21 protein-coding genes are annotated in these 23,780 nt (G+C 40.4%); 17 read left to right on the top strand and 4 right to left on the bottom strand.

What is annotated here, in order from left to right:
• Window positions 1-598 precede the first annotated feature (598 nt).
• From rpmH to rsmG, 8 genes are all read left to right on the top strand, one after another.
• Complete coding sequence (gene rpmH, locus ACZ47Z_RS00210; RefSeq protein WP_004847680.1) at window positions 599-733, top strand: 50S ribosomal protein L34; 135 nt, start codon at window positions 599-601, stop codon at window positions 731-733.
• A gap of 80 nt (window positions 734-813) precedes the next feature.
• The gene (gene rnpA, locus ACZ47Z_RS00205; RefSeq protein ID WP_015527672.1) at window positions 814-1,149 is read left to right on the top strand and encodes a ribonuclease P protein component; all 336 of its coding nucleotides are present in this window, start codon (window positions 814-816) and stop codon (window positions 1,147-1,149) included.
• A gap of 27 nt (window positions 1,150-1,176) precedes the next feature.
• Window positions 1,177-1,389, top strand: coding sequence for a membrane protein insertion efficiency factor YidD (gene yidD, locus ACZ47Z_RS00200; RefSeq protein ID WP_015527673.1), 213 nt, complete (start codon window positions 1,177-1,179; stop codon window positions 1,387-1,389).
• A 12-nt stretch (window positions 1,390-1,401) separates the two neighbouring features.
• Window positions 1,402-2,736, top strand: a complete 1,335-nt coding sequence (locus tag ACZ47Z_RS00195; protein ID WP_020436914.1) for a YidC/Oxa1 family membrane protein insertase — start codon at window positions 1,402-1,404, stop codon at window positions 2,734-2,736.
• Between the two features lie 75 nt (window positions 2,737-2,811).
• Window positions 2,812-3,639, top strand: coding sequence for an RNA-binding cell elongation regulator Jag/EloR (gene jag, locus ACZ47Z_RS00190; protein ID WP_020436915.1), 828 nt, complete (start codon window positions 2,812-2,814; stop codon window positions 3,637-3,639).
• 230 nt (window positions 3,640-3,869) lie between these two features.
• Window positions 3,870-5,258: a tRNA uridine-5-carboxymethylaminomethyl(34) synthesis GTPase MnmE gene (mnmE, locus tag ACZ47Z_RS00185; protein WP_015527676.1), complete on the top strand. Its 1,389-nt coding sequence runs from the start codon at window positions 3,870-3,872 to the stop codon at window positions 5,256-5,258.
• The gene (gene mnmG / locus ACZ47Z_RS00180) at window positions 5,224-7,116 is read left to right on the top strand and encodes a tRNA uridine-5-carboxymethylaminomethyl(34) synthesis enzyme MnmG (RefSeq protein ID WP_015527677.1); all 1,893 of its coding nucleotides are present in this window, start codon (window positions 5,224-5,226) and stop codon (window positions 7,114-7,116) included. The genes mnmE and mnmG overlap by 35 nt, the downstream gene beginning before the upstream one ends.
• A gap of 102 nt (window positions 7,117-7,218) precedes the next feature.
• A complete protein-coding gene (gene rsmG / locus ACZ47Z_RS00175; protein ID WP_264292654.1) occupies window positions 7,219-7,956 on the top strand; it encodes a 16S rRNA (guanine(527)-N(7))-methyltransferase RsmG in 738 nt (245 codons plus the stop codon).
• 249 nt (window positions 7,957-8,205) lie between these two features.
• On the opposite strand, the gene ACZ47Z_RS00170 is transcribed toward rsmG, so the two are convergent.
• On the bottom strand, window positions 8,206-9,183 hold the full coding sequence (locus ACZ47Z_RS00170) for an alpha/beta fold hydrolase (protein ID WP_054753590.1): 978 nt from the start codon (window positions 9,181-9,183) through the stop codon (window positions 8,206-8,208).
• A gap of 539 nt (window positions 9,184-9,722) precedes the next feature.
• Here ACZ47Z_RS00170 and ACZ47Z_RS00165 point away from each other — a divergent pair.
• The 6 genes from ACZ47Z_RS00165 (at window position 9,723) to ACZ47Z_RS00140 (ending at window position 16,461) form a co-directional block, all read left to right on the top strand.
• Window positions 9,723-10,493, top strand: coding sequence for a ParA family protein (locus ACZ47Z_RS00165; RefSeq protein WP_020436477.1), 771 nt, complete (start codon window positions 9,723-9,725; stop codon window positions 10,491-10,493).
• 2 nt (window positions 10,494-10,495) lie between these two features.
• Entirely contained in the window at window positions 10,496-11,416 is a 921-nt protein-coding gene (locus tag ACZ47Z_RS00160) for a ParB/RepB/Spo0J family partition protein (RefSeq protein WP_020436476.1), read from the top strand.
• A 7-nt stretch (window positions 11,417-11,423) separates the two neighbouring features.
• Window positions 11,424-11,936 carry a DUF4446 family protein gene (locus tag ACZ47Z_RS00155; RefSeq protein WP_054753588.1) on the top strand — a complete coding sequence of 171 codons (513 nt, stop codon included), beginning with the start codon at window positions 11,424-11,426 and terminating at the stop codon, window positions 11,934-11,936.
• 38 nt (window positions 11,937-11,974) lie between these two features.
• Window positions 11,975-13,264, top strand: a complete 1,290-nt coding sequence (serS, locus tag ACZ47Z_RS00150; protein WP_055145237.1) for a serine--tRNA ligase — start codon at window positions 11,975-11,977, stop codon at window positions 13,262-13,264.
• Window positions 13,265-13,286: 22 nt separating this feature from the next.
• Entirely contained in the window at window positions 13,287-14,162 is an 876-nt protein-coding gene (locus ACZ47Z_RS00145) for a DUF3881 family protein (protein WP_055171297.1), read from the top strand.
• A 421-nt stretch (window positions 14,163-14,583) separates the two neighbouring features.
• A complete protein-coding gene (locus tag ACZ47Z_RS00140; RefSeq protein ID WP_464525735.1) occupies window positions 14,584-16,461 on the top strand; it encodes a hypothetical protein in 1,878 nt (625 codons plus the stop codon).
• Between the two features lie 58 nt (window positions 16,462-16,519).
• On the opposite strand, the gene ACZ47Z_RS00135 is transcribed toward ACZ47Z_RS00140, so the two are convergent.
• From ACZ47Z_RS00135 to panD, 3 genes are all read right to left on the bottom strand, one after another.
• Window positions 16,520-17,494 carry a bile acid:sodium symporter family protein gene (locus ACZ47Z_RS00135; RefSeq protein WP_227165390.1) on the bottom strand — a complete coding sequence of 325 codons (975 nt, stop codon included), beginning with the start codon at window positions 17,492-17,494 and terminating at the stop codon, window positions 16,520-16,522.
• Window positions 17,495-17,497: 3 nt separating this feature from the next.
• Window positions 17,498-18,337, bottom strand: a complete 840-nt coding sequence (gene panC, locus ACZ47Z_RS00130; RefSeq protein WP_054753586.1) for a pantoate--beta-alanine ligase — start codon at window positions 18,335-18,337, stop codon at window positions 17,498-17,500.
• A gap of 94 nt (window positions 18,338-18,431) precedes the next feature.
• Window positions 18,432-18,824, bottom strand: coding sequence for an aspartate 1-decarboxylase (gene panD, locus ACZ47Z_RS00125; RefSeq protein WP_020437124.1), 393 nt, complete (start codon window positions 18,822-18,824; stop codon window positions 18,432-18,434).
• A 458-nt stretch (window positions 18,825-19,282) separates the two neighbouring features.
• Here panD and ACZ47Z_RS00120 point away from each other — a divergent pair, with 458 nt between their 5' ends.
• From ACZ47Z_RS00120 to ACZ47Z_RS00110, 3 genes are read left to right on the top strand one after another with little or no spacing between them, the layout of a single operon-like run.
• A complete protein-coding gene (locus ACZ47Z_RS00120) occupies window positions 19,283-20,101 on the top strand; it encodes a substrate-binding periplasmic protein (protein WP_155203460.1) in 819 nt (272 codons plus the stop codon).
• Window positions 20,088-22,280 carry an ATP-binding protein gene (locus tag ACZ47Z_RS00115; RefSeq protein ID WP_464525734.1) on the top strand — a complete coding sequence of 731 codons (2,193 nt, stop codon included), beginning with the start codon at window positions 20,088-20,090 and terminating at the stop codon, window positions 22,278-22,280. The genes ACZ47Z_RS00120 and ACZ47Z_RS00115 overlap by 14 nt, the downstream gene beginning before the upstream one ends.
• The gene (locus ACZ47Z_RS00110; RefSeq protein WP_055171303.1) at window positions 22,273-23,772 is read left to right on the top strand and encodes an HD-GYP domain-containing protein; all 1,500 of its coding nucleotides are present in this window, start codon (window positions 22,273-22,275) and stop codon (window positions 23,770-23,772) included. Before ACZ47Z_RS00115 ends, ACZ47Z_RS00110 begins: the two co-directional genes overlap by 8 nt.
• Window positions 23,773-23,780: the final 8 nt, after the last annotated feature.

The raw sequence follows: 23,780 nt of genomic DNA, 5'->3' as shown, positions 1-23,780 counted from the left end.
AGGGCAGACTTTCCCCTACCCAAATACAATGTTTTCAGCAACTGTTTGTTAAAAAAAGTGAAAAACAGCCACTTTTTATTAACTTCGTACTAAAATAATGTGGATAACTCTAAAAATGGTAGAGTCTCTCCATTACATTTTACATCAAAAAAGCTGTAGAATCAATGAAAAAACAGTGTGTATAACTTTATCAACATCTTAAAACGTTGATAAATATGGTTTTTTATGAATAAAAAAAATTTTATCAACACGATATTTAGTGGTTTTCCACAGGTTATACAGAAGTTATCCACATATGTTGATAACTTTGTGGATAACTTCTGTATAACTGTTGTATAATTATGTGAAAAAATAGTTATACTCCTTGATATATAAGGGGTTCGAGGAACTGTGAAATTATTCACAGAAAATGTGAAAAACTCTTTAAAATGAAAAAAGGCCAGAAATTAAGGGAAAGATTGTTGATAAAGCTTGACTTTATGCGGTTTTCCCTCTATAATTAAGAGCAGTGTCTTTTAATATTGAGGCGCAGTAACGAAGTTAATTTTGTGAATACTTTTATTATAAGGTATATCAGGCATAAGGGAGGTGTAAGAATATGAAGATGACATTTCAGCCGAAGAAGAGATCAAGATCTAAAGTTCACGGATTCAGAGCAAGAATGAGCACACCAGGCGGAAGAAAAGTTCTGGCAGCAAGAAGAGCAAAAGGAAGAAAACAGTTATCAGCATAGGCCGCATATATGTGGCCTTTTCTTCTATTTAATATTAAATGATAACAGGATTTTTGTTATCTGGAATGAAGAGGATATTGATGAAATTTTCTGAGTCTTTAAAAAAGAATAAAGATTTTCAGTCAGTCTACAGGAATGGAAAATCTTTCGCTAATAAATGTCTTGTAATGTATATAATCCCGAACGAACTGAATAAGAACCGACTGGGAATATCAGTTAGTAAGAAGGTTGGAAACAGTGTGGTAAGACATCATCTTACCCGATTGATCAGAGAAAGTTATAGATTATCAGAAGAACATTTCCGATGTGGGTATGATATAGTAGTAATCGCGAGAACAAGTGCAAAGGATAAGAATTATCATGATGTGGAAAGTGCACTGATCCATCTCGGAAAGCTTCATCACATATATGTCTGATAAGACAATGATAAGGAAGTGGCGCAGATGAAGTATGTCTTGTTATGGATGATTCGTTTTTACAGGAAATATCTGTCCGGAATGAAGGGCGGATGCACTTGTAAGTATTATCCAACCTGCTCACAGTATGGGTTGGAAGCAATCGAGAAGTACGGAGCACTCAAGGGAGGGGCTCTGGCGGTATGGAGAATCCTGCGCTGTAATCCATTTTCAAAAGGTGGATATGATCCGGTACCTTAAGGAGGATAAGTAATGGAAGTATACGGACTTTTGGCTTCAGGTTATGGAGACTGGCCGATTATCAAACAGATTGCCTGGCTTTTAGGTCAGGTAATGAATGGTATCTTCAATGTACTTAGCAAGATTGGTATTGAGAATATTGGTGTTTGTATCATTATTTTCACAATCATTATTTATACATTGATGATTCCGCTTACAATCAAGCAGCAGAAGTTTTCTAAGATGTCAGCTGTTATGCAGCCGGAGATCAAGAAAATTCAGAAAAAATACGAAGGAAAGAAAGATCAGGCTTCAATGATGAAGCAGCAGGAAGAGATCAATCTTGTTTATGAGAAGTATGGAACTTCCATGACAGGTGGATGCCTCCCGATGTTGATCCAGATGCCGATTCTGTTCGCGCTGTATCCGGTTATCCGTGATATTCCGACGTATGTAAAAGGTGTTAAAGATGTTTATATGCCTGTGACAGAAGCAATCATGAATACAAATGGCTTCCAGAAGATCATGGAGACGATCGGTGAAGCAAGCCCGGTTCTTATGAACCCAAAGGCTTATGATTATTCCCAGGCAGATACAATTGTAAATGTACTTTATAAATTCCAGGATTCTACATGGAATACGCTGATGGAAAAGATGCCGAGTATCACGGATCTTGCACAGCAGACAATGGATAAGGTTACTCACCTGAACAGTTTCCTTGGAATTAATATTGGAGAGCAGCCGCTGACACAGTTGACAACTGCATTACACAACGGATCTGTTGTAGGAATCATCCTTGCAGTACTTATTCCGGTACTTGCAGGTCTGACACAGTTTATCAGTGTTAAGCTTCAGCCACAGCCGGCAGGAGATGACAAAGATAACCCGATGGCAAGCTCTATGAAGACAATGACATACACAATGCCGCTGATCTCAGTATTTATGGGATTCACACTTCCGGCAGGTCTTGGTCTCTACTGGGCAGCAAGTGCAGCAGTAAGATGTATTCAGCAGCTTGCAATCAACAAATATCTCAGCACAAAGTCTCTTGATGAGATGATCAAAGAGAACCAGAAGAAAGCACAGAAGAAACGTGAGAAACACGGAACTTCTGCAAAAGAGATCAATAAGATGGCAACAACAAGTACTCGTAATGTGGGTACTGTTACAAAGGGAAAATCTGGAATTTCTGAAGCAGAGAAAGAAGAAAAGATCCAGAAAGCAAAGCAGAAGGCTCAGAATTCCAAGCCGGGAAGCCTTGCTTCTAAGGCAAATCTGGTAAGCCGTTATAACAGCGGACAGCAGACAAACCAGCCGAAGGCAGAAGATGAGAGCAGTTCTAAAGAAAAAAAGGGCAAGAAAAAATAAAGGAAGATTCGTAACTCCTAACCGTTCTCTTAAAAAGCAGGAGACGGGTCAGGATTTGAAGATGGAGGAATCGGGATGAACGGTAGTATCAGAGTATCGGCGAAAACAGTTGATGATGCGATCACAGAAGCATTAATCCAGCTTGGTGTAACAAGCGACAGACTGGAGTACGAAGTAATCGAGAAGGGAAGCGCAGGATTCCTGGGAATCGGAATGAAGCAGGCAGTTATTGAAGCAAGAAGAAAACCGGAACCGAAAGAGGAGAAGGTAGAAGAGCCTGTAGTAGAAGAACCTGTGAAAGCAGAGCCAAAGAAGGTTGAAACAGTTCAGCCTCAGAAAGCAGCTGCAGAAAAGAAAGCGGATGAACCTCAGAAGGCTGCTTTTGAAAAAGCTGTAGAAAAAGAAGTAAAAGAGGAAGTTAAGAAAGAGACAAAACTTGTAGAAGTTCAGCCTCAGACAATCGAAGCAGTAGAAGATTTCCTCAAGAATACAATGAAAGCCATGGACATGGAAGTTGAGCTTAAGACTGAGATCGATCAGGATGGTGCACTTTGCGTAGATATGAGTGGAGAGCATATGGGAATTCTGATTGGTAAGAGAGGACAGACTCTGGATTCTCTGCAGTATCTTGCGAACCGTGTAGCGAACAAGCATCAGGAAGGTTATGTAAGAGTAAAGCTTGACACAGAGAACTATCGTGCAAGAAGAGAAGAGACTCTGAGACACCTTGCAAAGAACATTGCACATAAGGTAAAGAGAAACAGAAGACCGGTGGCACTTGAGCCGATGAATCCTTATGAGAGAAGAATCATCCACTCAGCACTGCAGTCAGATCCTTATGTGATGACACACAGTGAGGGAGAAGAGCCGTTCAGAAAAGTTGTTATTACTTTGAAGAAATAATACTGTTTATGAATCGGAAGCGAAAGGACGTTTACGCTTCACGGATACTTTCGTGAGGTGTGGAACGTCCTTTTTTCTATGGTAAAATATGATGATACCAGGATTGTGGGAGTGCATTGCACGAAACAATCCGTAGGTATCATAGTTGGGGGAGTTTGCCCCCAACATCATCAGAATATAGGAAGCAGGAAATCAGAGTACAGAGCAGGAAAACAGAAAGGAAATAAGGCATGAATCAGGATACGATTGCAGCGATTTCTACAGGTATGACTAATTCGGGAATCGGAATTGTAAGAATCAGCGGAAGTGAGGCGCTGGAGATAGCAGATCGTGTATATAAAGGGAAAGAAACGATTACAGAAGTGCCAACGCATACGATTCATTATGGACATGTAATGGATGGAGATGAGACAGTTGACGAAGTACTTGTGATGGTGATGCGCGGACCTCGTACATTTACAGGAGAAGACACAGTTGAGATCAATTGCCACGGTGGAACTTATGTTGTAAGCAGAGTTTTGGAGACGGTCTTAAAGGCGGGAGCAAGACCGGCAGAGCCGGGAGAATTTACCAAGAGGGCATTCTTAAACGGCAAGATGGATCTGTCACAGGCAGAGGCGGTCATCGATGTGATCACATCAGAAAATGAGTATGCATTGCAGAGTTCGATCAGCCAGCTCAAGGGAAGTGTGAAGAACAGGATCAAAGAGATCCGTGAGAAGATTATTTATCATACAGCGTTTATTGAGACTGCGCTGGATGATCCGGAGCATATCAGTGTCGATGGATATGGTGAGGTGCTAAAGGAGGCAGCAGAAGAGGTGATCGATCAGCTGAAAGAACTGATTGATTCCTCGGATGATGGAAGGATCATGAAAGAGGGGATCCAGACAGTAATTCTTGGAAAACCGAATGCAGGAAAGTCATCCCTTCTGAATATTCTGGCGGGTCATGATCGTGCGATTGTTACAGATATTGAAGGAACGACAAGAGATGTCTTAGAGGAGCAGATCCGTCTGCAGGGACTGACTTTGAATATTATAGACACTGCAGGAATCCGTCAGACAGACGATATTGTGGAAAAAATGGGTGTCGATAAGGCGAAAGAATACGCAAAAGAGGCAGATCTTATTATTTATGTTGTAGATGCATCAAGAAATCTTGACGAAAATGATGAAAAAATCTTTGATTTGATTTATGATAAAAGAACAGTGATTCTGCTTAATAAGTCGGATCTGGATACCGTAGTGACAGAAGAGATGATCCGCGAAAGGATTTCACAAAAGGGTGTTCAGAAGCAGATTCCTGTGATTGCGATTTCTGCGAAGGAAGAGCAGGGAATCAAGGAACTTGAGAACACCGTGAAAGCAATGTTCTTAAAGGGAGATCTCTCATTCAATGAAGAGGTTTATATTACAAATGCAAGACAGAAAAATGCATTGGTCAATGCGAGAGAGAGTATGAAGAAAGTCATTTTCAGCATTGACGCCGGCATGCCGGAGGATTTCTATTCGATCGATCTGATGGATGCCTATGAATCACTTGGAAATATTACCGGAGAATCAATAGGAGAAGATTTAGTAAATGAAATATTCAGCAAGTTCTGTATGGGAAAATAAAGATGAATATGATGTTGTCGTTGTAGGCGCAGGACATGCGGGCTGTGAGGCTGCACTTGCGACTGCAAGACTTGGATTTAAGACAGTGATCTTTACGGTCAGTGTGGACAGTATCGCACTGATGCCATGCAATCCGAATATCGGAGGAAGCTCAAAGGGACATTTGGTCAGAGAGCTGGATGCACTTGGCGGAGAGATGGGAAAAGTCATTGACCAGACATTTATCCAGTCTAAGATGCTTAACAGTTCAAAAGGTCCTGCCGTGCATTCACTGCGTGCACAGGCGGATAAGGCAAATTATAGTAAAACAATGCGTCAGGTGCTTCAGAACCAGGAGAATCTGGATATCCGTCAGATGGAAGTGACAGAGATCCTGGCAGAGGATGGGAAGATCACAGGAGTACAGACGTACTCAGGCGCTATTTACCGCTGTAAGGCCGTTGTACTCTGTACGGGTACATATTTAAAGGCACGCTGTATTTACGGCGAAATAAGCACACATACGGGCCCTAACGGGCTTCAGAGTGCCAACTACCTGACAGATAGTCTGAAAGCACTCGGAATTAAGATGTATCGCTTCAAAACAGGTACACCGGCGCGTATTGATAAGAATACGATTGATTTCAGCAAGATGCAGGAGCAGAAAGGAGATGAGAGGGTTGTACCGTTCTCGTTTACTACAGATCCTGAGAGTGTTCAGATCGATCAGGCGTCCTGCTGGCTGACTTATACGAATGAGACAACACATGAGATCATCCGTGGCAATCTGGATCGTTCACCGCTTTATTCAGGAGCAATTGAAGGTACGGGACCGAGATATTGTCCGTCGATCGAGGATAAGGTTGTGAAATTCCCGGACAAGAATCGCCATCAGGTGTTTATCGAGCCGGAAGGACTTGAGACGAATGAAATGTATGTCGGTGGAATGTCCAGTTCACTTCCGGAAGATGTTCAGTATGCAATGTACAGAAGTGTGCCGGGACTGGAACATGCGAAGATCGTGCGAAATGCGTATGCGATCGAGTACGACTGCATTGATGCGAGACAGTTGAAGAGTACATTGGAATTCAAAGAGATTGAAGGTCTGTTCAGTGGTGGACAGTTTAACGGAAGTTCAGGTTATGAAGAGGCTGCTTCCCAGGGACTGATCGCAGGAATCAATGCAGCGAGAAAGCTGCAGGGAAAAGAAGGTATCGTGATCGACAGATCTCAAGGGTATATCGGAGTTCTGATTGATGATCTTGTCACAAAAGAGAGTCATGAACCGTATCGTATGATGACTTCGCGCGCAGAGTACAGACTGCTTCTTCGTCAGGATAATGCAGATATGCGTCTTACAAAGATTGGTTACGAGGTGGGCCTGATCGATGAGGAGAGATATCAGAAACTGCTGAAAAAGGAAGAGATGATCGAGAAAGAGATCGAGCGTGTGGAGCACACAAATGTAGGTACTACAGAAGCTGTACAGGCATTGCTTGAATCTTATGAAAGCACACCGCTGACATCAGGAACAACACTTGCAGAGCTGATCCGCAGACCGGAGTTGTCTTATGAGAAGATCGCACCGATCGATAAGCACAGAGAAGAACTGCCATATGATGTGAAAGAACAGGTTGATATTAATATCAAATATGATGGTTATATCAAGCGTCAGATGCGTCAGGTAGAGCAGTTTAAGAAGCTTGAGAACAAGAGGATTCCAGAAAATATTAATTATGATGAGATTCAGAGCCTTCGTCTTGAGGCAAAGCAGAAACTGAATCAGATCCGCCCGTCGTCAATCGGCCAGGCATCCAGAATCTCAGGAGTTTCACCGGCAGATGTGTCCGTGCTTCTTGTATATTTGAGCAGTAAATAAAAGTGTTAGTTAAAGCGATACATGAGAATTTAAAAATGCTATAATAATATTCTATGGAATGGTATTATCGAATTGTTGAAACTGTTCCGTGGGAAGTAATGATTGGAGAATATAGTGGGAGAGAACACACAGAGTAAATTTGATCTAGAATTAGAAAAAATCGGAATCACATTAAATGAGCGGCAGAAGCAGCAGTTCGACAAGTATTATGAAATGCTAGTTGAGTGGAATAAAGTGATGAATCTGACTGGGATCACGGAGTATGATGAGGTGAATCTGAAGCACTTTACAGATAGTCTGACAATCGCAAGGACACAGGAGATGCAGAAGGTGCAGAGCGTGATTGATATCGGAACAGGAGCTGGTTTCCCGGGGATTCCTCTGAAGATTGCATTTCCGCATCTGAAGGTTGTACTTCTTGATTCACTGAATAAACGCATTAAGTTCTTAGATGCAGTAATTGAAGAATTAGGATTGGAAAATATCAGTACAATTCATGGAAGAGCAGAAGATTTTGCAAAGAAAAAGGAATACAGAGAGCAGTTTGATCTCTGCGTTTCAAGAGCTGTTGCGAATCTGTCAACATTGAGTGAGTATTGCCTTCCATTTGTAGCTGTAAATGGCAGTTTTGTTTCTTATAAAAGTGGAGATTCTGAAGAAGAAATCCATCAGGCAAAACATGCGATTTCATTGTTAGGTGGAAAAGTAAAGAATGTGGATAAGTTCCAATTACCTGGAACAGACATGGGGCGTGCACTTGTTGAAATAAAAAAAACAAAGCAGACACCGGGAAAATATCCTAGAAAAGCAGGATTACCGGCAAAAGAACCATTAAAATAAGCAAATATAGGAGGACCTGTTTACTGGCATTCTGGTGAATAGGTCTTCATTTTTGAGTGTATTGTTGAAAAATGCTGAAATAGTCAGAAAATAAGTCTAAAAAGAAGATATCCTCAAAAAAATAAGGAGTTATCCACATTTTCCACATGAGATATTCACTCTGTGTGGATATCTCATGTGGAAAATGTGGATAACTCTAGTTTTTAGAAAAAATATGATGCGAGTAAAATTTCTAATTTATGCGATATTCTATTCACATTCTTCAGCGTCTGACAAGAAAATTTCTACATTTTCAATGAATTCGTCACATTTTTCAATATGCGGAAGTTGTTTGGTTTTGGCCATTCCTGCAATTTCAATCGAAGGAAGATAGTTCTGATATTCACTGGCTGCCAAAGAATTTTCAGGATTACTATTTCCTACAATAATGGAGATGCTGTTATTTAATTTATTCAGACAGTGAAGAACATTTGCATTCGTATATCTCGTCTTTTGACAGGCGAAAAGATATTTGGAATTTGTATGTTCTTTGTGTGCTGCTTCAAAGTAGGTGAGAATATCTTTTTCACTAATTTCATTCTGAGTATAATAAGAAGAGCAGAGGGCATGAGCAATTGTCTTCTTATTTACATACATATTATAGATAAATGTACCCAGAATAGGAGAATACAGGATATTCTTTATGAATTTACTACGTTTTGTAGGAATCTTTGCCAGGTCTACCAGATTCGGCGGATTTATCATAATAACTTTATTTATAAGTGTTTCATCGTTTGCACAGGCCATTAGTACAAATGGACAGGATTCACCAGAAACAATTACATCAGTTTTTTCTCCGATAATATGTTTGATAAAGTTCGCGATTAATTCTACATACAGATAATTAGTATATGTTAATCCCGGACGATCGGAACAACCGCAGCCTAAAAGATCAATTGTATATACAGTATGGAACTTGGCAAGTTCCGCTATATTGTTTCTCCATTCATAGGAAGAAGAACATACATTGAGATTATGCACTAAAAGTAAAGGTGATCCTTCACCAGTTTTCTTATATGCGATTTTGCCAAATCTCCAGTTATAGTATTCATATTCATCAGAATTGATTAATTTATCAGCAGTTGAGATATATTCTAATACACGGTTGGCAATATGCATTGCACCGAGAGAAACTCCTGCTAAAGTAGTAAAAAAAGTTAGTTTTTTCTTAATACTCAAATTATTCACCTTCCTTATTATAATAGTGGTTTGTTTTATATAAAAGTAAGAGCCTGAATTAAAAGAAACTCTTACTTTATTATACTACATTCTTAAATTCAAATAAAGCGAAAAAATCTTAATGTTTAATTATAGAAGATAGTGGATTATCTCTAAAAATGTTTCACGTGAAACATTTTTGATCCGCACAATCAAATCCGCACCCTGCGCGTATAATACAGTTATTTACAAAATGCAGTACTAGAAATAACTGAGAAAACACAATGTTTCACGTGAAACATTTTAGAAAATGAGGAAATGAAAAGGAAGATGTTTCGTTACTGTTCACTCCCGTGTCAATCACTTCGCTGATTGACACGGAGGATGCATGTTTTGGCTTGAATGCATCTCGCCCTATCGCCAAAGGCGATTTAAAATGGCGAGATGCGTTGTTGGTCGCACATTGTGTGAACAGTAACGATGTTTCACGTGAAACATTTGATTAGTTCTAGATTAATGAAAAGAAAGGTGATATAATAATGAATGTCCGAGAGAAAGGAGTAAAAATAATGGGTAGAGTGATAGCAATTGCGAATCAGAAAGGTGGAGTTGGTAAGACTACAACAGCAATCAACTTATCGGCCTCTTTAGCTAGTTCGGGAAAAAAAGTGCTTGCTATAGATATGGATCCTCAGGGAAATATGTCCAGTGGATTGGGCGTTGATAAGAATGAGGTTGAAAAGACAATTTATGAACTTATTATTGGTAAGTGTAAAATTGAGGAGTGTATTTGCAAGGAACCAATAGAAAACCTGAGTGTAGATGTGCTTCCGTCAAGTATTGATTTATCAGCCGCTGAGATTGAACTGATTGGCGTTGACAATAAGGAATATATTTTACGAGATGAAGTTGAAAAGATAAAAGATAATTATGACTTTATAATTATTGACTGCCCTCCGGCATTGAGCATGCTTACAATTAATGCAATGACTACTTCTGACTCGGTGATTGTTCCAATTCAGTGTGAGTATTATGCGCTGGAAGGATTAAGTCAATTGATGCATACGATTGAACTTGTTCAGGATAGACTGAATCCGAAACTTGAAATGGAAGGTGTCGTATTTACAATGTACGATGCAAGAACAAATTTATCATTACAGGTAGTGGAAAATGTAAAAGATAACCTGAACCAAAATATTTATAAGACAATTATTCCGAGAAATGTCCGACTGGCTGAAGCACCAAGTTATGGACTTCCAATCAATCTGTATGATCCAAAATCCAAAGGAACAGAGAGTTACATGCTTTTAGCAGAAGAAGTGATTAATAAAGGAGAATAAGTATGCCTGTGAAGAAGAGCGGACTTGGAAAAGGATTGGATAGTCTAATCCCAAACAAAAACGTTAAAAGCGCAAAACCTTCTGTAAAAGCGGACGAGAAAAAGGCAGCTCCGAAAGAAGAAATTTTAGAGGCAGGACCGATCATGGTGAAGATAAATAAAGTTGAACCAAATCGGGAACAGCCACGGAAAGATTTTGATGAAGATGCATTGATGGAACTTGCAGATTCAATTAAGCAGTTTGGTGTATTGCAGCCGATTCTTGTTCAGAAGAAGAAGGACTATTATGAAATTATTGCCGGTGAGAGAAGATGGCGCGCGGCAAAGCTGGCAGGATTGAAAGAAGTGCCAATTATCGTAAAAGAATTTACAGAGCAGGAAATTGTTGAGATTTCTTTGATTGAGAATATTCAGAGAGAAAATCTGAATCCGATTGAAGAAGCAATGGCTTATAAGAGACTGTTGAAAGAATTCAACTTGAAACAGGATGAAGTTGCTGAACGAGTGTCAAAGAGCAGAACTGCGGTTACGAACTCAATGAGATTATTAAAACTGAATGACAGAGTTCAGCAGATGATCATTGACGATATGATCAGTACAGGCCATGCAAGAGCTCTTCTGGCAATCGAAGATGAAGAGCAGCAGTACATGCTTGCCAACAAAATCTTTGATGAGAAGCTTAGTGTTCGCGAGACAGAGAAACTGGTGAAGGCTCTGAAGAATCCGAAAAAGGAAGAAAAAAAGCCGGAAGTAGAAAATCAGTTCGTATACACAAATCTTGAAGAGCAGATGAAGAGTCTGATCGGTACAAAAGTAAGTGTTCATGCGAAAGCAAATGGAAAAGGAAAGATTGAGATTGAGTATTACTCACCGGATGATCTGGAAAGAATCTATGAGTTGCTCATGACAATCCAGCATAATTAAAAAGGAGATGGTAGAAGTGACTGGAGTATTTGGCAATCTGGGAATTGATCCATTCTACGCATTTCTTATTTTACTTATTTTGCAGGTAGCCTTGCTTGTCGTACTTGTGTTAGTGTATGATAAGTATAAACACCTGGAAAAAGTATTCAATACCTTTATGAAGGGAAAGAATGGAAAATCACTGGAGGAATCCATTTTTGAACGGTTTGACAAGATCGACGAAGTCGTAGATCAGGTAGAAGAAAACCGTGAGGAGATTGCAGAACTTTATAATAAAATGAAAACGCATTACCAGAAAGTCGGAATCGTAAAATATGATGCATTCCATGAAATGGGAGGCGAATTAAGTTTTGCAATTACAATGTTAGATGAAAACAATACTGGATGGATCTTAAATATAATGCATAGCCGGCAGGGCTGTTATGCATATGTGAAAGATATTGTAAAAGGTGAGAGTACAATTCAGCTGGCAGAGGAAGAAAGAGAAAGTCTTGAGAAAGCTATTTTTCAAGAAAAATAAATAGTAAAAAAGAAATTAGACAGGAAAGGGTAAATAACATGTTAGACATCAAATTTGTAAGAAATAATCCGGATGTAGTAAAACAGAACATCAAAAATAAATTTCAGGATGAGAAGCTTCCACTTGTTGATGAAGTAATTGAACTGGATAAGAGAAACAGAGAAATCAAACAGGAAGTAGAAGCACTTCGCGCAGAGAAAAACAAAGCTTCTAAGGAAATCGGAGCAATGATGGCTCAGAAGAAGATTGAAGAAGCAGAAGCACTGAAGAAGAAAGTTGCAGAGAGCAATGGACGTATCAATGAACTTTCAGAGGAAGAGAAAGAAGTAGAAGAGAAACTGAAAAAGAATATGATGATCATCCCGAACATCATTGATCCTTCCGTACCGATCGGTAAAGATGACAGTGAGAACGTAGAGGTAGAAAGATTTGGCGAGCCGGTTGTTCCGGATTTCGAAGTTCCATATCATACAGACATTATGGAATCTTTCAATGGAATCGATCTCGATGCTGCAAGAAGAGTAGCAGGTAATGGATTTTATTATCTGATGGGAGATATCGCAAGACTTCACTCAGCAGTGATCTCTTATGCAAGAGATTTCATGATCAACAGAGGATTCACATACTGTGTACCGCCTTTCATGATCAGAAGCAACGTTGTAACAGGTGTTATGAGCTTTGCTGAGATGGATGCCATGATGTACAAGATTGAAGGAGAAGACCTTTATCTGATCGGAACAAGTGAGCATTCCATGATTGGTAAATTCATTGGACAGACATTGGAGAAAGATCAGGTTCCACAGACTCTGACAAGTTATTCACCTTGCTTCAGAAAAGAAAAAGGTGCTCACGGAATTGAGGAGCGTGGAGTTTACAGAATCCATCAGTTCGAGAAACAGGAAATGATCGTTGTCTGCGAACCGGAAGAAAGCAAAGAATGGTATGACAAACTGTGGAAGAATACAGTAGACCTTTTCCGTTCTATGGATATTCCGGTACGTACACTTGAGTGCTGCTCCGGAGATCTTGCAGATCTGAAAGTAAAATCTGTTGACGTAGAGGCATGGTCACCAAGACAGCAGAAATACTTCGAGGTAGGAAGCTGCTCTAACTTAGGAGATGCCCAGGCAAGAAGACTTGGTATCCGTATCAAAGGAGAGAACGGAAGCTACTTCGCTCATACATTAAACAACACAGTTGTTGCTCCACCGAGAATGCTGATCGCGTTCCTTGAGAACAATCTTCAGGCAGATGGTTCTGTAAGAATTCCGGAAGTTCTTCAGCCATACATGGGTGGAAACAAAGAAATTACACCAAAGAACAAATAAAGAAATATAAAGCAAATAAAATATGCATCAGTATTTAAAAGCAATTGGATTTGAAAATATTCAAACAAGAAAAGATCTGAAAAAGCTCTTAAAAGAAGTAGAAGAGAATTTCACACATCAGACAATTGTATCCTACAGACCGGGCGAAGATTTCTGTGAATTCCAGAAAGAGTTCGGTCAGGATGTAGGAATCACACTCTGCGGAGAACTTGATGATGAGGAACATTTTGAAGCTGCATATTATTTCCCGTATTTTGAAGGAAGCGGAGTTACAACGTATGCAGAAATCGATGTGCAGAGAAAGATTGAGAAAGAACAGTATGTTGGTCTTTGTGAAGATTCTAAGATCGGAATCAGTCTGATCTTCACACTGCAGAATGGTGTGGAATATATGCGGGAGAAACAGGCTGGTCTTGCAAAAGATGTGCAGACCTCAGTGACATTTTCAGGATTGGCACAAGGTGGAATGATCCTGCTTCCGGTTAATAAAAATGAGCAGCAGATTTTAAATGAAAAGCGTGCGTCAGATACAAGAAGAGAATTGATGAACGCAGCCCGCAAGGGCGACCAGGCAGCAATCGAGACGCTGACATTTGACGATATGGATCTCTATTCCAAGGTGTCAAAGAGATTGGCGAATGAAGATGTATTTTCCATTGTGGACACATATTTCATGCCGTTTGGAGCAGAATGTGATATGTATTCGATCATGGGAGAAATCCTGGCAGTGAGAGAGCGGATCAACAGAATGACAGGTGTGAGACTGTATCAGATGCGTCTGAATGTAAATGAACTGACATTTGATGTCTGCGTTCCGGCAGATTCCGTGATGGGAGAGCCGGAGATCGGAAGACGGTTCAAAGGTACGATCTGGCTGCAGGGATATATTAATTTTTAAAAATGAAGAGAAATTGTTGCTGGACACACGCAGTGTGAAAAGTAATGGGAAATCCACATCCGGAATGTGAAAAACATGGAATAAATGTGGAAAAAAGATTTCATTTAACAGAAGAATGTGGATAACGAAGGCACCATCTCTGGCTGAAAAGTAGTTCGGTCAGGAGATGGTGTCTTTTACAATTCGTGCCATTTTAGCATGATTCGTGCCAAAAGAATTGAAAATAAGAGATGTTTTTTTATAATAAAAACATAACTGTTCAGAGCCAACCTTCAAAATGCTACGCATTTCGTCGGTGTGGCGTATCCGCCAAATAAAATTTCAAAAACAGTCTTAAAAATGCAAGCATTTTACACTTGTTTTATGAAATTCTGCTTGGCTCTGAACAGTTACAGATTACGAGAAAAGGAGGCCGAATAATATGAAAAAACGAACAATTCTTTTAGCATTTATTATATCAGCAGTCGCAATGACATCAGGTTGTTCATCGAATGAACCAAAGACAGATGAGGTGAAACAGGAACAGACAAAAACAGAAAGTGTAAGCTCAGGAGTAACGATAAAACCGCTTACCCAAAAGGCAATCGATGAGAATCCTTATATGGCAAAAAATGATGCGAATATCCACCATGATTGTTATAATTCAGATTCAACAGATGAGGTACTGCCTGTTGGTATTTACCCAGAAATTAATGTTTCTTATGAAAAGGTGAATCCGAATGCGTCTCCGGCGGTATTTTTTGACAATTATGGACATTCAGTTGTTCCGTTGCTGGGAGGACTTGCAATTCGTGATATCAATGCAGAAGAAACACAGACGATCGGATATTTCTCGCCAAAACAGCATGACGGTGGAGGGTATGTGATACAAAGTTCCTATTCCTTTGTTGATGAAAATAATCGTCTGGTGTGTCCGACAAGCAACAATCATGTACTTATGTTGAAAGCAACAGACGAGGAAGGAAATGTGCTGCCGGAATTTGAAAAAGTGCTGGATATTGATATTAAAGCAGCGGCAGAGGCGATTACCGGAAAGACATTGGATCAGAATTTATTATCCGTAGTGTTTGACTATGAGGGGAATCTCTGGTTTGCAACCGGCGGATTCAGAATCTATCCGGAACGTCAGCAGCAAGGTGCGATGGGATACATTTCCAGAGATGCGATCAACGCAATTCTGAATGGAGAAGAGGTTGATCTGACAGCGGCTACATTTGTATATGAATTAACTCCTGGAGAAGGGGCAGAAAATGGAATAGCTTCTTCGAAAGAGGGTGCGGTCATCTTAACAAATCAGAACTGCTATCTGCTGAAAGCAGATAACGGTGTACAGGTAGAATGGTGTACTCCGTATGAAAGTGCAGGGGCAAAAGACAGCAAAGAAGGTGATGAAACGACCGGAGGAGGTCTGGCGTGGGGAAGCGGATGTTCACCGTCACTAACCAGTAATCTGGTCATGTTTACAGATAATCAGAATCCGGTGAATCTGCTGGCATTAGATATGAAGACCGGTGAAAAGGTTGCAAGCACACCTGTTATTGATGAGCTGCCGGAAGAAATGCAGGTATCCGTAGAAAATTCAGCAATCGTATATGATAACAGTGAAGGTACAGTCAGCACAATCGTATGTAACTGGTTTGGAGCAGGAAGTGCGAAGCTTGCGGACGCAGATAACGATTCATCTGTACAGACATATGAAAATATCTATGATGTAAACTGGCTGCAGAAAGGAAATAAAATGGTCATGCCGGGAGTTGAGCGTGTTGATACGATCAAGACAGAGGACGGATATGAAATGAAGAGTATCTGGTGCAGAGATGATATCCGGGATACATCGATGATGAAGCTTTCAACCGCAACAGGATACATTTACGGTTATGTTCAGGACCTGGACAGTGGCATGTGGCAGTTTATCATGATCGATTTTGAGACCGGTGAGACTGCATTTTCAATGGATGTGTCAGATAAACCGGGATATAACAATATGGCAATCGGTATGTATGCAGGAAGCAGTGGAAATGCATTATACTGTCCAACCGGATATCTTGAACTCCTCAGACTGCAGGATCGGTTCGTATATCTTCCGGAAATGCCTTACCGAAAAGTAGATTTGGACAAGGCAATGCGAAATATATTAACGCAGGAAGAATTTACGGAAGACGGAGGTAAGGGCAATGTCGCAGGATGGCTGAATACGATAACGGTAGAAAATGTACATCCGAGTACGACTGTGGCGATACGAATGAAGGGGCTTGCAGGCAAAACGGATGACTTTAAGCTGTATGCTTATGGAAAATAAAGAAAAGCAAACGGGGATGGAGAAAGTAGTTTCCTATCCTCGTTTGCTTTTCTTTTATCTATTCAGTTACTTCCAGGCAAGCTTCTTTCGTACCAGTTCCGCCACGGCGGATCCCGGCGAATAAAGAGCCTGATATATTATGCCATACACTGAAGATCGCTCCCGGAAGCGTTGCCAGCGGATTGGCTGCAAAATTAGCTGTTGCAAGAGAAATCGCAAGGCCGCTGTTCTGCATTCCGACTTCAATTGCAATCGCAGTAGCTTTATCATATTCGATATGTAAAAGTTTTGCTGCGCCAAGCCCGATGCCCATTCCGCAGAGATTGTGAAGTGCCACAACTCCAAGTACGATCAGACCACAGCTTAAGATTTTTTCTGCATTGACAGATACGATTCCACTGATGATCATTACGATGGATACAACAGAAATCAGTGGAAGTACTTCTGATATTTTCTGAATCTGCTTTCCAAAGATCCAGTTGATCAAAATACCAAGAAGGACCGGAATCAGTACAACCTTTACAACAGAAATTACCATTGCAAGGAAAGATACTTCTACCCAGGCACCGGCAAGCAGATACACTAATAACGGTGTCATCAGTGGGGCCGCAAGCGTGGAAGTGATCGTCATTCCAACAGAGAGTGCCACATCACCTCCGGCAATATATGTGATCACATTACTTGCTGTTCCCCCAGGACAACATCCGACCAGAATAACGCCGAGTGCAAGATCTGTCGGAAGATGCATCAGCTGGCATAATCCCCATGCCACAACAGGCATGATCGTATATTGTGCAACAAATCCGATCACGATCTCTTTTGGTCTTGAAAAAACTCTCTTAAAATCGTTCATCTTGATTGTAAGCCCCATGCCAAACATGGCAACACCTAAAAAGATGGATGTATAATTGGTTGTCCACGCGAATCCATCGCGCCAGAAAAATGCGATCATAGAGAAGCAGATGATAATAATTCCAATATATTTTGTAAGAAAAGAACTGGCTTTTCCTACTTTTTTCATCACATTTTCCATATGTTATACCTCGTAGCTAAAGTTGTCGATCAGTCTGGTTTTTCCGATGTAAACTGCCATGGCGACCAGAACGTCTTTTTCTACGATTTCTACCGGTTGCATATCCAGTGCATCTACCATAGATACATAATCAATCTTTGCCAGAGGTTCAGCTTCGATAATCTCGCGCATCTTTGTTAATACTTCTTCAGCTTTGCTTCCCTTACAGATCATATTCTGACCGGCTTTTACAGCTCTTGAAAGACAAAGTGCGGCTTTTCTTTCTTCTTCACTTAAATATGTATTTCTGGATGATTTCGCAAGTCCGTCTTCCTCACGGATGATAGGGCATCCTACGATCTGGATATCAAAATTCAGATCCTGTACCATTTTGCGGATGATTGCCAGCTGTTGTGCATCTTTCTGACCGAAATATGCCCTGTCCGGTGTTACAATGTTAAATAACTTAGAAACAACGGTGCATACACCTTTAAAATGGATTGGTCTTGTCTTACCGCACAGTGTATCTGATAAAGTATCAATACTTACAAAGGCATGTGGATCATGGTACATATACTCCGGTTCCGGATGAAAGATGACATCAGCTCCAAGGCTCTCGCAGAGTTCGCTGTCACGTTTGAAATCTCTCGGATATGCTTCCAGATCTTCTGTCGGTCCAAACTGTGTCGGGTTTACAAAATCAGATACAACAACGATGTCATTTTCTTCGCGACATCTCTTGATCAGACTTGCGTGTCCTTCGTGCAGGAATCCCATTGTCGGTACAAGACCGATTGTTTTTCCTTCTCTTTTCCAGTTTTTAATTAAATCTCTTGTTTCCTTTACTGTTTTTGTTACCTGCATGGTGTTCTCCTTTTAAAACTAAATTAGGAGATAGCCTCTTGTTCTGAATTCAACAAATTTCATTTTCATTTATAGGTTACAATCACTTTTGCAGTTATGCCATATCTTTCAGTAATCCGTGTTTCTCATAGTTTGTAACACGGCTGATCTTATTCTCATCATCTACAAAAACAACCTGTGGTTTATGTTCTTTGGCTTCTTCAGAATCATAATGTGCATAACACATGATAATAATCTTGTCACCAGTACTTACGCATCTTGCCGCAGCACCATTTAAGCAGATCATTCCGCTTCCGCGCTTGCCGCAGATCGTATAAGTTTCAAATCGGCTTCCGTTATTTACGTCCACGATCTGAACTTTCTCATATTCCATAATTCCTGCTGCTTCCAGCAGGTCTTCATCAACAGTAATACTTCCAACATAGTCAAGTTCGGCCTGTACTACTGTAGCACGATGAATCTTTCCTTTTAACATCTCAACTGTCATTTCTTATTGGTCTCCTTACAAAAAAAGCATTCGTCAAGGCATACTGGTCCCTGCAAATGCTTTTGCTATTCTTCGTATTCCCTGAGTCTTATTTTATGTCTTAAATAAATATAAGCTCGCTTTCCGCCATTTCCGGCGGGGTAACTGTTCAATATGAAATTGTTGTGATTCAGTCAGAGTATAGTTTTGTAGTATTCCAAATACTATCTCCGCAAGTATTATGACACCCTGTGAAAGGAATGTCAATATGGTTGCGCAATATGCGTTGTTGGTCGCACATCGTGTGAACAGTAACAGGTTTTTCTTGTGTACAGAATAATATCAAGATATAATAGAATCATATTTTGCAACTGTTCAGAGCCAAGCAAAATTTCATAAAACAGGTGTAAAATGCGTAGCATTTTGGAGGTTGGCTCTGAACAGTTACCACATTTTTGATTTCAAAAGGAAAAAAGTATATGACAATAAAGAAAGTGATAAGTGCATGTCTTATGCTGACATGTCTGATAACAGGGCTTTCTGGATGTGGAAAAACAGATCAAGTATCTGACACAGCGGAACGCTCGGTTATAAAGCTTGGAAGCGACAGTTATCCCCCATATAATTATCTGAATGAAGATGGTGTACCAACAGGAATCGATGTTGAACTGGCAACGGAAGCGTTCGGACGAATGGGTTATGACGTGGAAATTGTCAATATTGACTGGGAGAAGAAGCAAGAGCTGGTAGAGAACGGTGATATTGATTGTATTATGGGCTGCTTCTCCATGAAAGGACGATTGGATGATTATAAATGGGCCGGTCCGTATATGGTCAGTAACCAGGTGGTTGCAGTCAATGAGAACAGTGATATCTATACCCTGAGTGATCTGGAAGGAAAGACACTTGCCGTACAATCTACAACAAAACCGGAAGGAATTTTTCTGAAAAGAACAGACAGCAGGATTCCAAAGCTTGGTAATCTGATCAGCCTGGAACACAGGGAACTGATCTATACATTCCTTGGAAAGGGATATGCAGATGCAATAGGTGCACATGAGGAATCGGTTATACAGTATATGAAAGATTATGATGCGAAATTCCGAATTCTGGATGAACCACTTATGACAGTTGGAATCGGAGTCGCTTTCTCAAAAAATGAAACTCGGGATCTGCCGGAGAAACTGGAGCAGACTCTGGATGAAATGAGAGAGGACGGAACTTCTGAAAAAATCATAGGAAAATATCTTGATGACCCAGAAAAATATCTGGAGGTGGACCAGCTTGAAGAAGAATAAAAAATCTGTCCCAACAGAAAAGAAATTCTGGATCATCAGTATAGCTGTTGGGATATGTCTTGTCGTGCTGTCTGTATGTTTTTTCAGCAATGCAGACAAAGAAAAGAAAGAGGCTGATCTTTTAGACACGGTAAATTATGTAAAAGTACAATGTTCTACATATACACATTATAATGAATCATCAGAATCCAAAAGTCTGCTTCGTGCCATTGAGGGAACCCGGCAGGTTAGCAAAAATATAGCCGCAGAAATAGAAAATGAAAAAACATTGGATAATCAGTTGTTGAAAGAAAGTGCAGAGCAGTTATGGCTGACGGGAATAGCAATTCTGGATATAGATGGAACTATAGTATGTGAATACAGTACGAACGAAAGTTTATTGCCGGAAATAAAAGAATGTGCAGAGAAAGAAATCGTACTGGATACAGCAATTTACGATGAAAAAGTGTATGCCAAGAGAATCAATCATAATGACGGGGCTTATATTGATATGGCTGCCTGCACAAGAAAGGATGCACCGGGAGTTGTAGTGACTTACTATTATACTTCCGCAGAGTATGCAATGAATTATACACTTACGATACAAAGTTTGTTGAATGGCTATCGGAAGGACCGGGATGGGACAATTATCGTAGCAGATGAAGGCGTGATCATTGCTTCAAACAATACCGGGCTGATCGGACAAAGCACAACAGACTATGAAGCAATCCAGAAGTTAAAAGATCATGCGGACAGTAAGCATATGATGGGCTTAACGATCAATGGAGTCCGGTGTCACGGTGTTATGCTGAAGCAGAGAGACCATTATATCTATGCTTACGTTCCGGATTCGATCATATTTCAGACACTTCTGCAAAATGTGATCATGTGCCTGTTCATTTATCTGATTGTTGTAGCACTAATCTGGATGATTTACAGAAAATTACAGAAAAATATTCTCAAAATAGAAAGGGAAAAAGAACAGAAGTATCAAAAGAGCCTTCTGGAAGCAGCGGAAAAGGCTGATGCGGCGAACCGGGCGAAGACAGAATTCCTGCAAAGGATGAGCCATGATATCCGGACACCGATCAATGGAATTTGCGGAATGCTTGATGTGGGCGATTATTATCGTGATGATCTGTCGAGACAGACTGAATGCAGAGGGAAAATCCGTGAGGCTTCCAATATTCTCCAGGAACTGGTTAATGAAGTTCTTGATATGAGCAAACTGGAGTCAGGAGAAATTTATCTGGAAGAGAAACCGTTTAATATCTATCAAATAATAAATGAAGTGATAGATGTAGTCGGAAAGATGGCTGATGAAAGAGAAATCAAGGTGGAATATAAAACACCAGAGATCATTCATAAAGATCTTATAGGCAGCCCAATCCATCTAAAGCGTCTTCTGATGAATATCCTGAGTAATGCCGTAAAGTACAATAAAGATTATGGAAAGATTTATTTGAGCAGCAGGGAGATTTCTTCTGAACAGGACAAAATTGTAACTTTGGAGTTTAAGTGCCAGGATACGGGAATTGGTATGAGTGAGGAATTCCAAAAACATCTGTTTGAGCCATTTGCGCAGGAGCAGAAAGGCGGAGCATCCAAGTTTGGCGGTACCGGCCTGGGAATGCCGATCACAAAGAGTCTTGTGGAAAAAATGGGTGGAACAATCACCTTTATAAGTGAGCAGGGCGTAGGTACTACTTTTGTGATCACAATTCCATTTAAAATAAATGAAGATGTAGCAAGAGACGAAGAGAAGCAGGAGGAAGTAACGGCTTCCATCAGAGGATTAAACATTCTGCTCGTAGAAGACAATGAACTGAACATGGAGATTGCAGAATTCGTCATTCAAAGCGAAGGAGCTTCTGTGGTAAAGGCATGGAACGGTCAGGAGGCAGTGGAAGCTTTTGAGAAAAGTGCTTCCAGTGAATTCGACGCAATCCTCATGGATGTCATGATGCCGGTTATGAACGGATATGAGGCAACAAAGATAATCCGTTCAATGGACAGAAGTGATGCAAAGAAAATTCCGATCATCGCAATGACTGCGAACGCCTTTGTTGAGGACCGGATAAAGTCAAAAGAAGCGGGAATGAATGAGCATGTCTCAAAACCGATCGATATGAAACTATTAGTGAAGATTATTGCTGAATTAGCAGGAAAAATAAAAATCGTGAGGATAAAGGATGAGTGAGAAACAAAAACTACTTATTGTAGATGATTCAGAACTTAACAGAGATATATTAAAGGAGATTCTTGGCAGCAGTTATGATTATCTGGAAGCTGAAAATGGAACTCAGGCAATTCAGATTCTGGAAGTGCATCCAGAGATCGACCTGATGCTTCTGGATATCAATATGCCGCAGATGAATGGATTCCAGGTGTTGGAACATATGAGGGAGTTCCAGTGGATTGATGAAGTCCCGGTTGTCATGATTTCATCAGAAGAATCAGTCGAAATTATGCGAAAAGCGTATGATCTGGGGATCACAGACTATATCAGCCGACCGTTTGATGCAGTTATCGTAAAGAAAAGAGTCCAGAATACATTGGGACTTTATGCAAACCAGAAACGACTGATCAATGTGGTTGTAGATCAGGTCTATGAGAAAGAAGAAAACAACACGATTATGATTGGAATCCTGAGCAATGTATTAGGTTCTCATAACAGTGAAAGCAGCGAACATATATTACACATCCGTATCGCAACGGAGATGCTGTTGAGAGAATTGATCAGGAAAACAGATGCGTATCATCTGACAGAAGCGGATATTGCTCTGATTATAACAGCATCTTCCCTTCATGACATTGGAAAGGTCAGCATTCCGGAAGAAATCCTCAATAAACCAGGCAGACTGACAGATGAAGAATTCAAGATCATGAAAAGCCACAGTGAGATTGGAGCGTCTATGATCCGGAATATGGATTTTCCACAGGACAAGCCACTGGTACGCACTGCATGGGAAATCTGCCGGTGGCACCATGAACGATGGGACGGAAGAGGATATCCGGATGGACTAAAAGGGGAAGAAATACCAATCTCTGCGCAGATCGTGTCAATTGCTGATGTGTATGATGCGCTTACAAGTGTACGGTGCTATAAGAATGCATATGATCATGATACGGCAATCCAGATGATCCAGGAAGGTCAGTGCGGACAGTTTAATCCGCTTCTTCTGGAATGCCTGAAAGAGATCAGTCCTCAGTTGTCCAGAACATTTAAGAAAGAAAAGGATGACAACAGAGAGTATTATGAAGCGCAGAAGATCTCAGAAGAAATACTGAGGCAAAATGCATTGCCACGCAAGGATTATTCCCAGCGTGTTATTGAGATTATGCAGGAAAAGATAAAGTTCTTTAAGGAAAATAGCGGTAAGATTTCAATAGAGTATAATGCGATTTCAGGAAAGCTGGTTTTAACAGACGGAGAATCGCAGAAAGAATATCAGAGAGATAATCTGGAATTTGATTTATATGGAGCATATGATATAAGCGAAGAGGATATTCAGCGCGTAAAAGATTCGCTGGATTCAGTATCAAGTAAAAACAAAGAAGTTTCAATGAAAGTAATGTTAAAAGTAAGAGGTGAAAGGCAGATGTGTGATCTGAAACTGCACACATTATGGTCATCAATAAAAACAGATGGATATATCGGAATTGTCGGGCAGCTGGATATTGTGAAGTAATGCCACAA

It is taken from the genome of Mediterraneibacter faecis (assembly GCF_055383675.1).
Note: the sequence above shows the minus strand (reverse complement) of the source record. Positions and strands in the feature narration are given on the sequence as shown.

What these genes read in the sequence shown, in the direction of transcription:
- ACZ47Z_RS00135 (WP_227165390.1), bottom strand. Translation starts at nt 17,494, where the DNA reads ATGGAAAATGTGATGAAAAAAGTAGGAAAAGCCAGTTCTTTTCTTACA.
- yidD (WP_015527673.1), top strand. Translation starts at nt 1,177, where the DNA reads ATGAAGTATGTCTTGTTATGGATGATTCGTTTTTACAGGAAATATCTG.
- ACZ47Z_RS00195 (WP_020436914.1), top strand. Translation starts at nt 1,402, where the DNA reads ATGGAAGTATACGGACTTTTGGCTTCAGGTTATGGAGACTGGCCGATT.
- mnmE (WP_015527676.1), top strand. Translation starts at nt 3,870, where the DNA reads ATGAATCAGGATACGATTGCAGCGATTTCTACAGGTATGACTAATTCG.
- jag (WP_020436915.1), top strand. Translation starts at nt 2,812, where the DNA reads ATGAACGGTAGTATCAGAGTATCGGCGAAAACAGTTGATGATGCGATC.
- rnpA (WP_015527672.1), top strand. Translation starts at nt 814, where the DNA reads ATGAAATTTTCTGAGTCTTTAAAAAAGAATAAAGATTTTCAGTCAGTC.
- serS (WP_055145237.1), top strand. Translation starts at nt 11,975, where the DNA reads ATGTTAGACATCAAATTTGTAAGAAATAATCCGGATGTAGTAAAACAG.
- panC (WP_054753586.1), bottom strand. Translation starts at nt 18,337, where the DNA reads ATGCAGGTAACAAAAACAGTAAAGGAAACAAGAGATTTAATTAAAAAC.
- mnmG (WP_015527677.1), top strand. Translation starts at nt 5,224, where the DNA reads ATGAAATATTCAGCAAGTTCTGTATGGGAAAATAAAGATGAATATGAT.
- ACZ47Z_RS00145 (WP_055171297.1), top strand. Translation starts at nt 13,287, where the DNA reads ATGCATCAGTATTTAAAAGCAATTGGATTTGAAAATATTCAAACAAGA.
- ACZ47Z_RS00140 (WP_464525735.1), top strand. Translation starts at nt 14,584, where the DNA reads ATGAAAAAACGAACAATTCTTTTAGCATTTATTATATCAGCAGTCGCA.
- ACZ47Z_RS00165 (WP_020436477.1), top strand. Translation starts at nt 9,723, where the DNA reads ATGGGTAGAGTGATAGCAATTGCGAATCAGAAAGGTGGAGTTGGTAAG.
- rpmH (WP_004847680.1), top strand. Translation starts at nt 599, where the DNA reads ATGAAGATGACATTTCAGCCGAAGAAGAGATCAAGATCTAAAGTTCAC.
- ACZ47Z_RS00120 (WP_155203460.1), top strand. Translation starts at nt 19,283, where the DNA reads ATGACAATAAAGAAAGTGATAAGTGCATGTCTTATGCTGACATGTCTG.
- ACZ47Z_RS00110 (WP_055171303.1), top strand. Translation starts at nt 22,273, where the DNA reads ATGAGTGAGAAACAAAAACTACTTATTGTAGATGATTCAGAACTTAAC.
- ACZ47Z_RS00155 (WP_054753588.1), top strand. Translation starts at nt 11,424, where the DNA reads ATGGTAGAAGTGACTGGAGTATTTGGCAATCTGGGAATTGATCCATTC.
- ACZ47Z_RS00160 (WP_020436476.1), top strand. Translation starts at nt 10,496, where the DNA reads ATGCCTGTGAAGAAGAGCGGACTTGGAAAAGGATTGGATAGTCTAATC.
- panD (WP_020437124.1), bottom strand. Translation starts at nt 18,824, where the DNA reads ATGACAGTTGAGATGTTAAAAGGAAAGATTCATCGTGCTACAGTAGTA.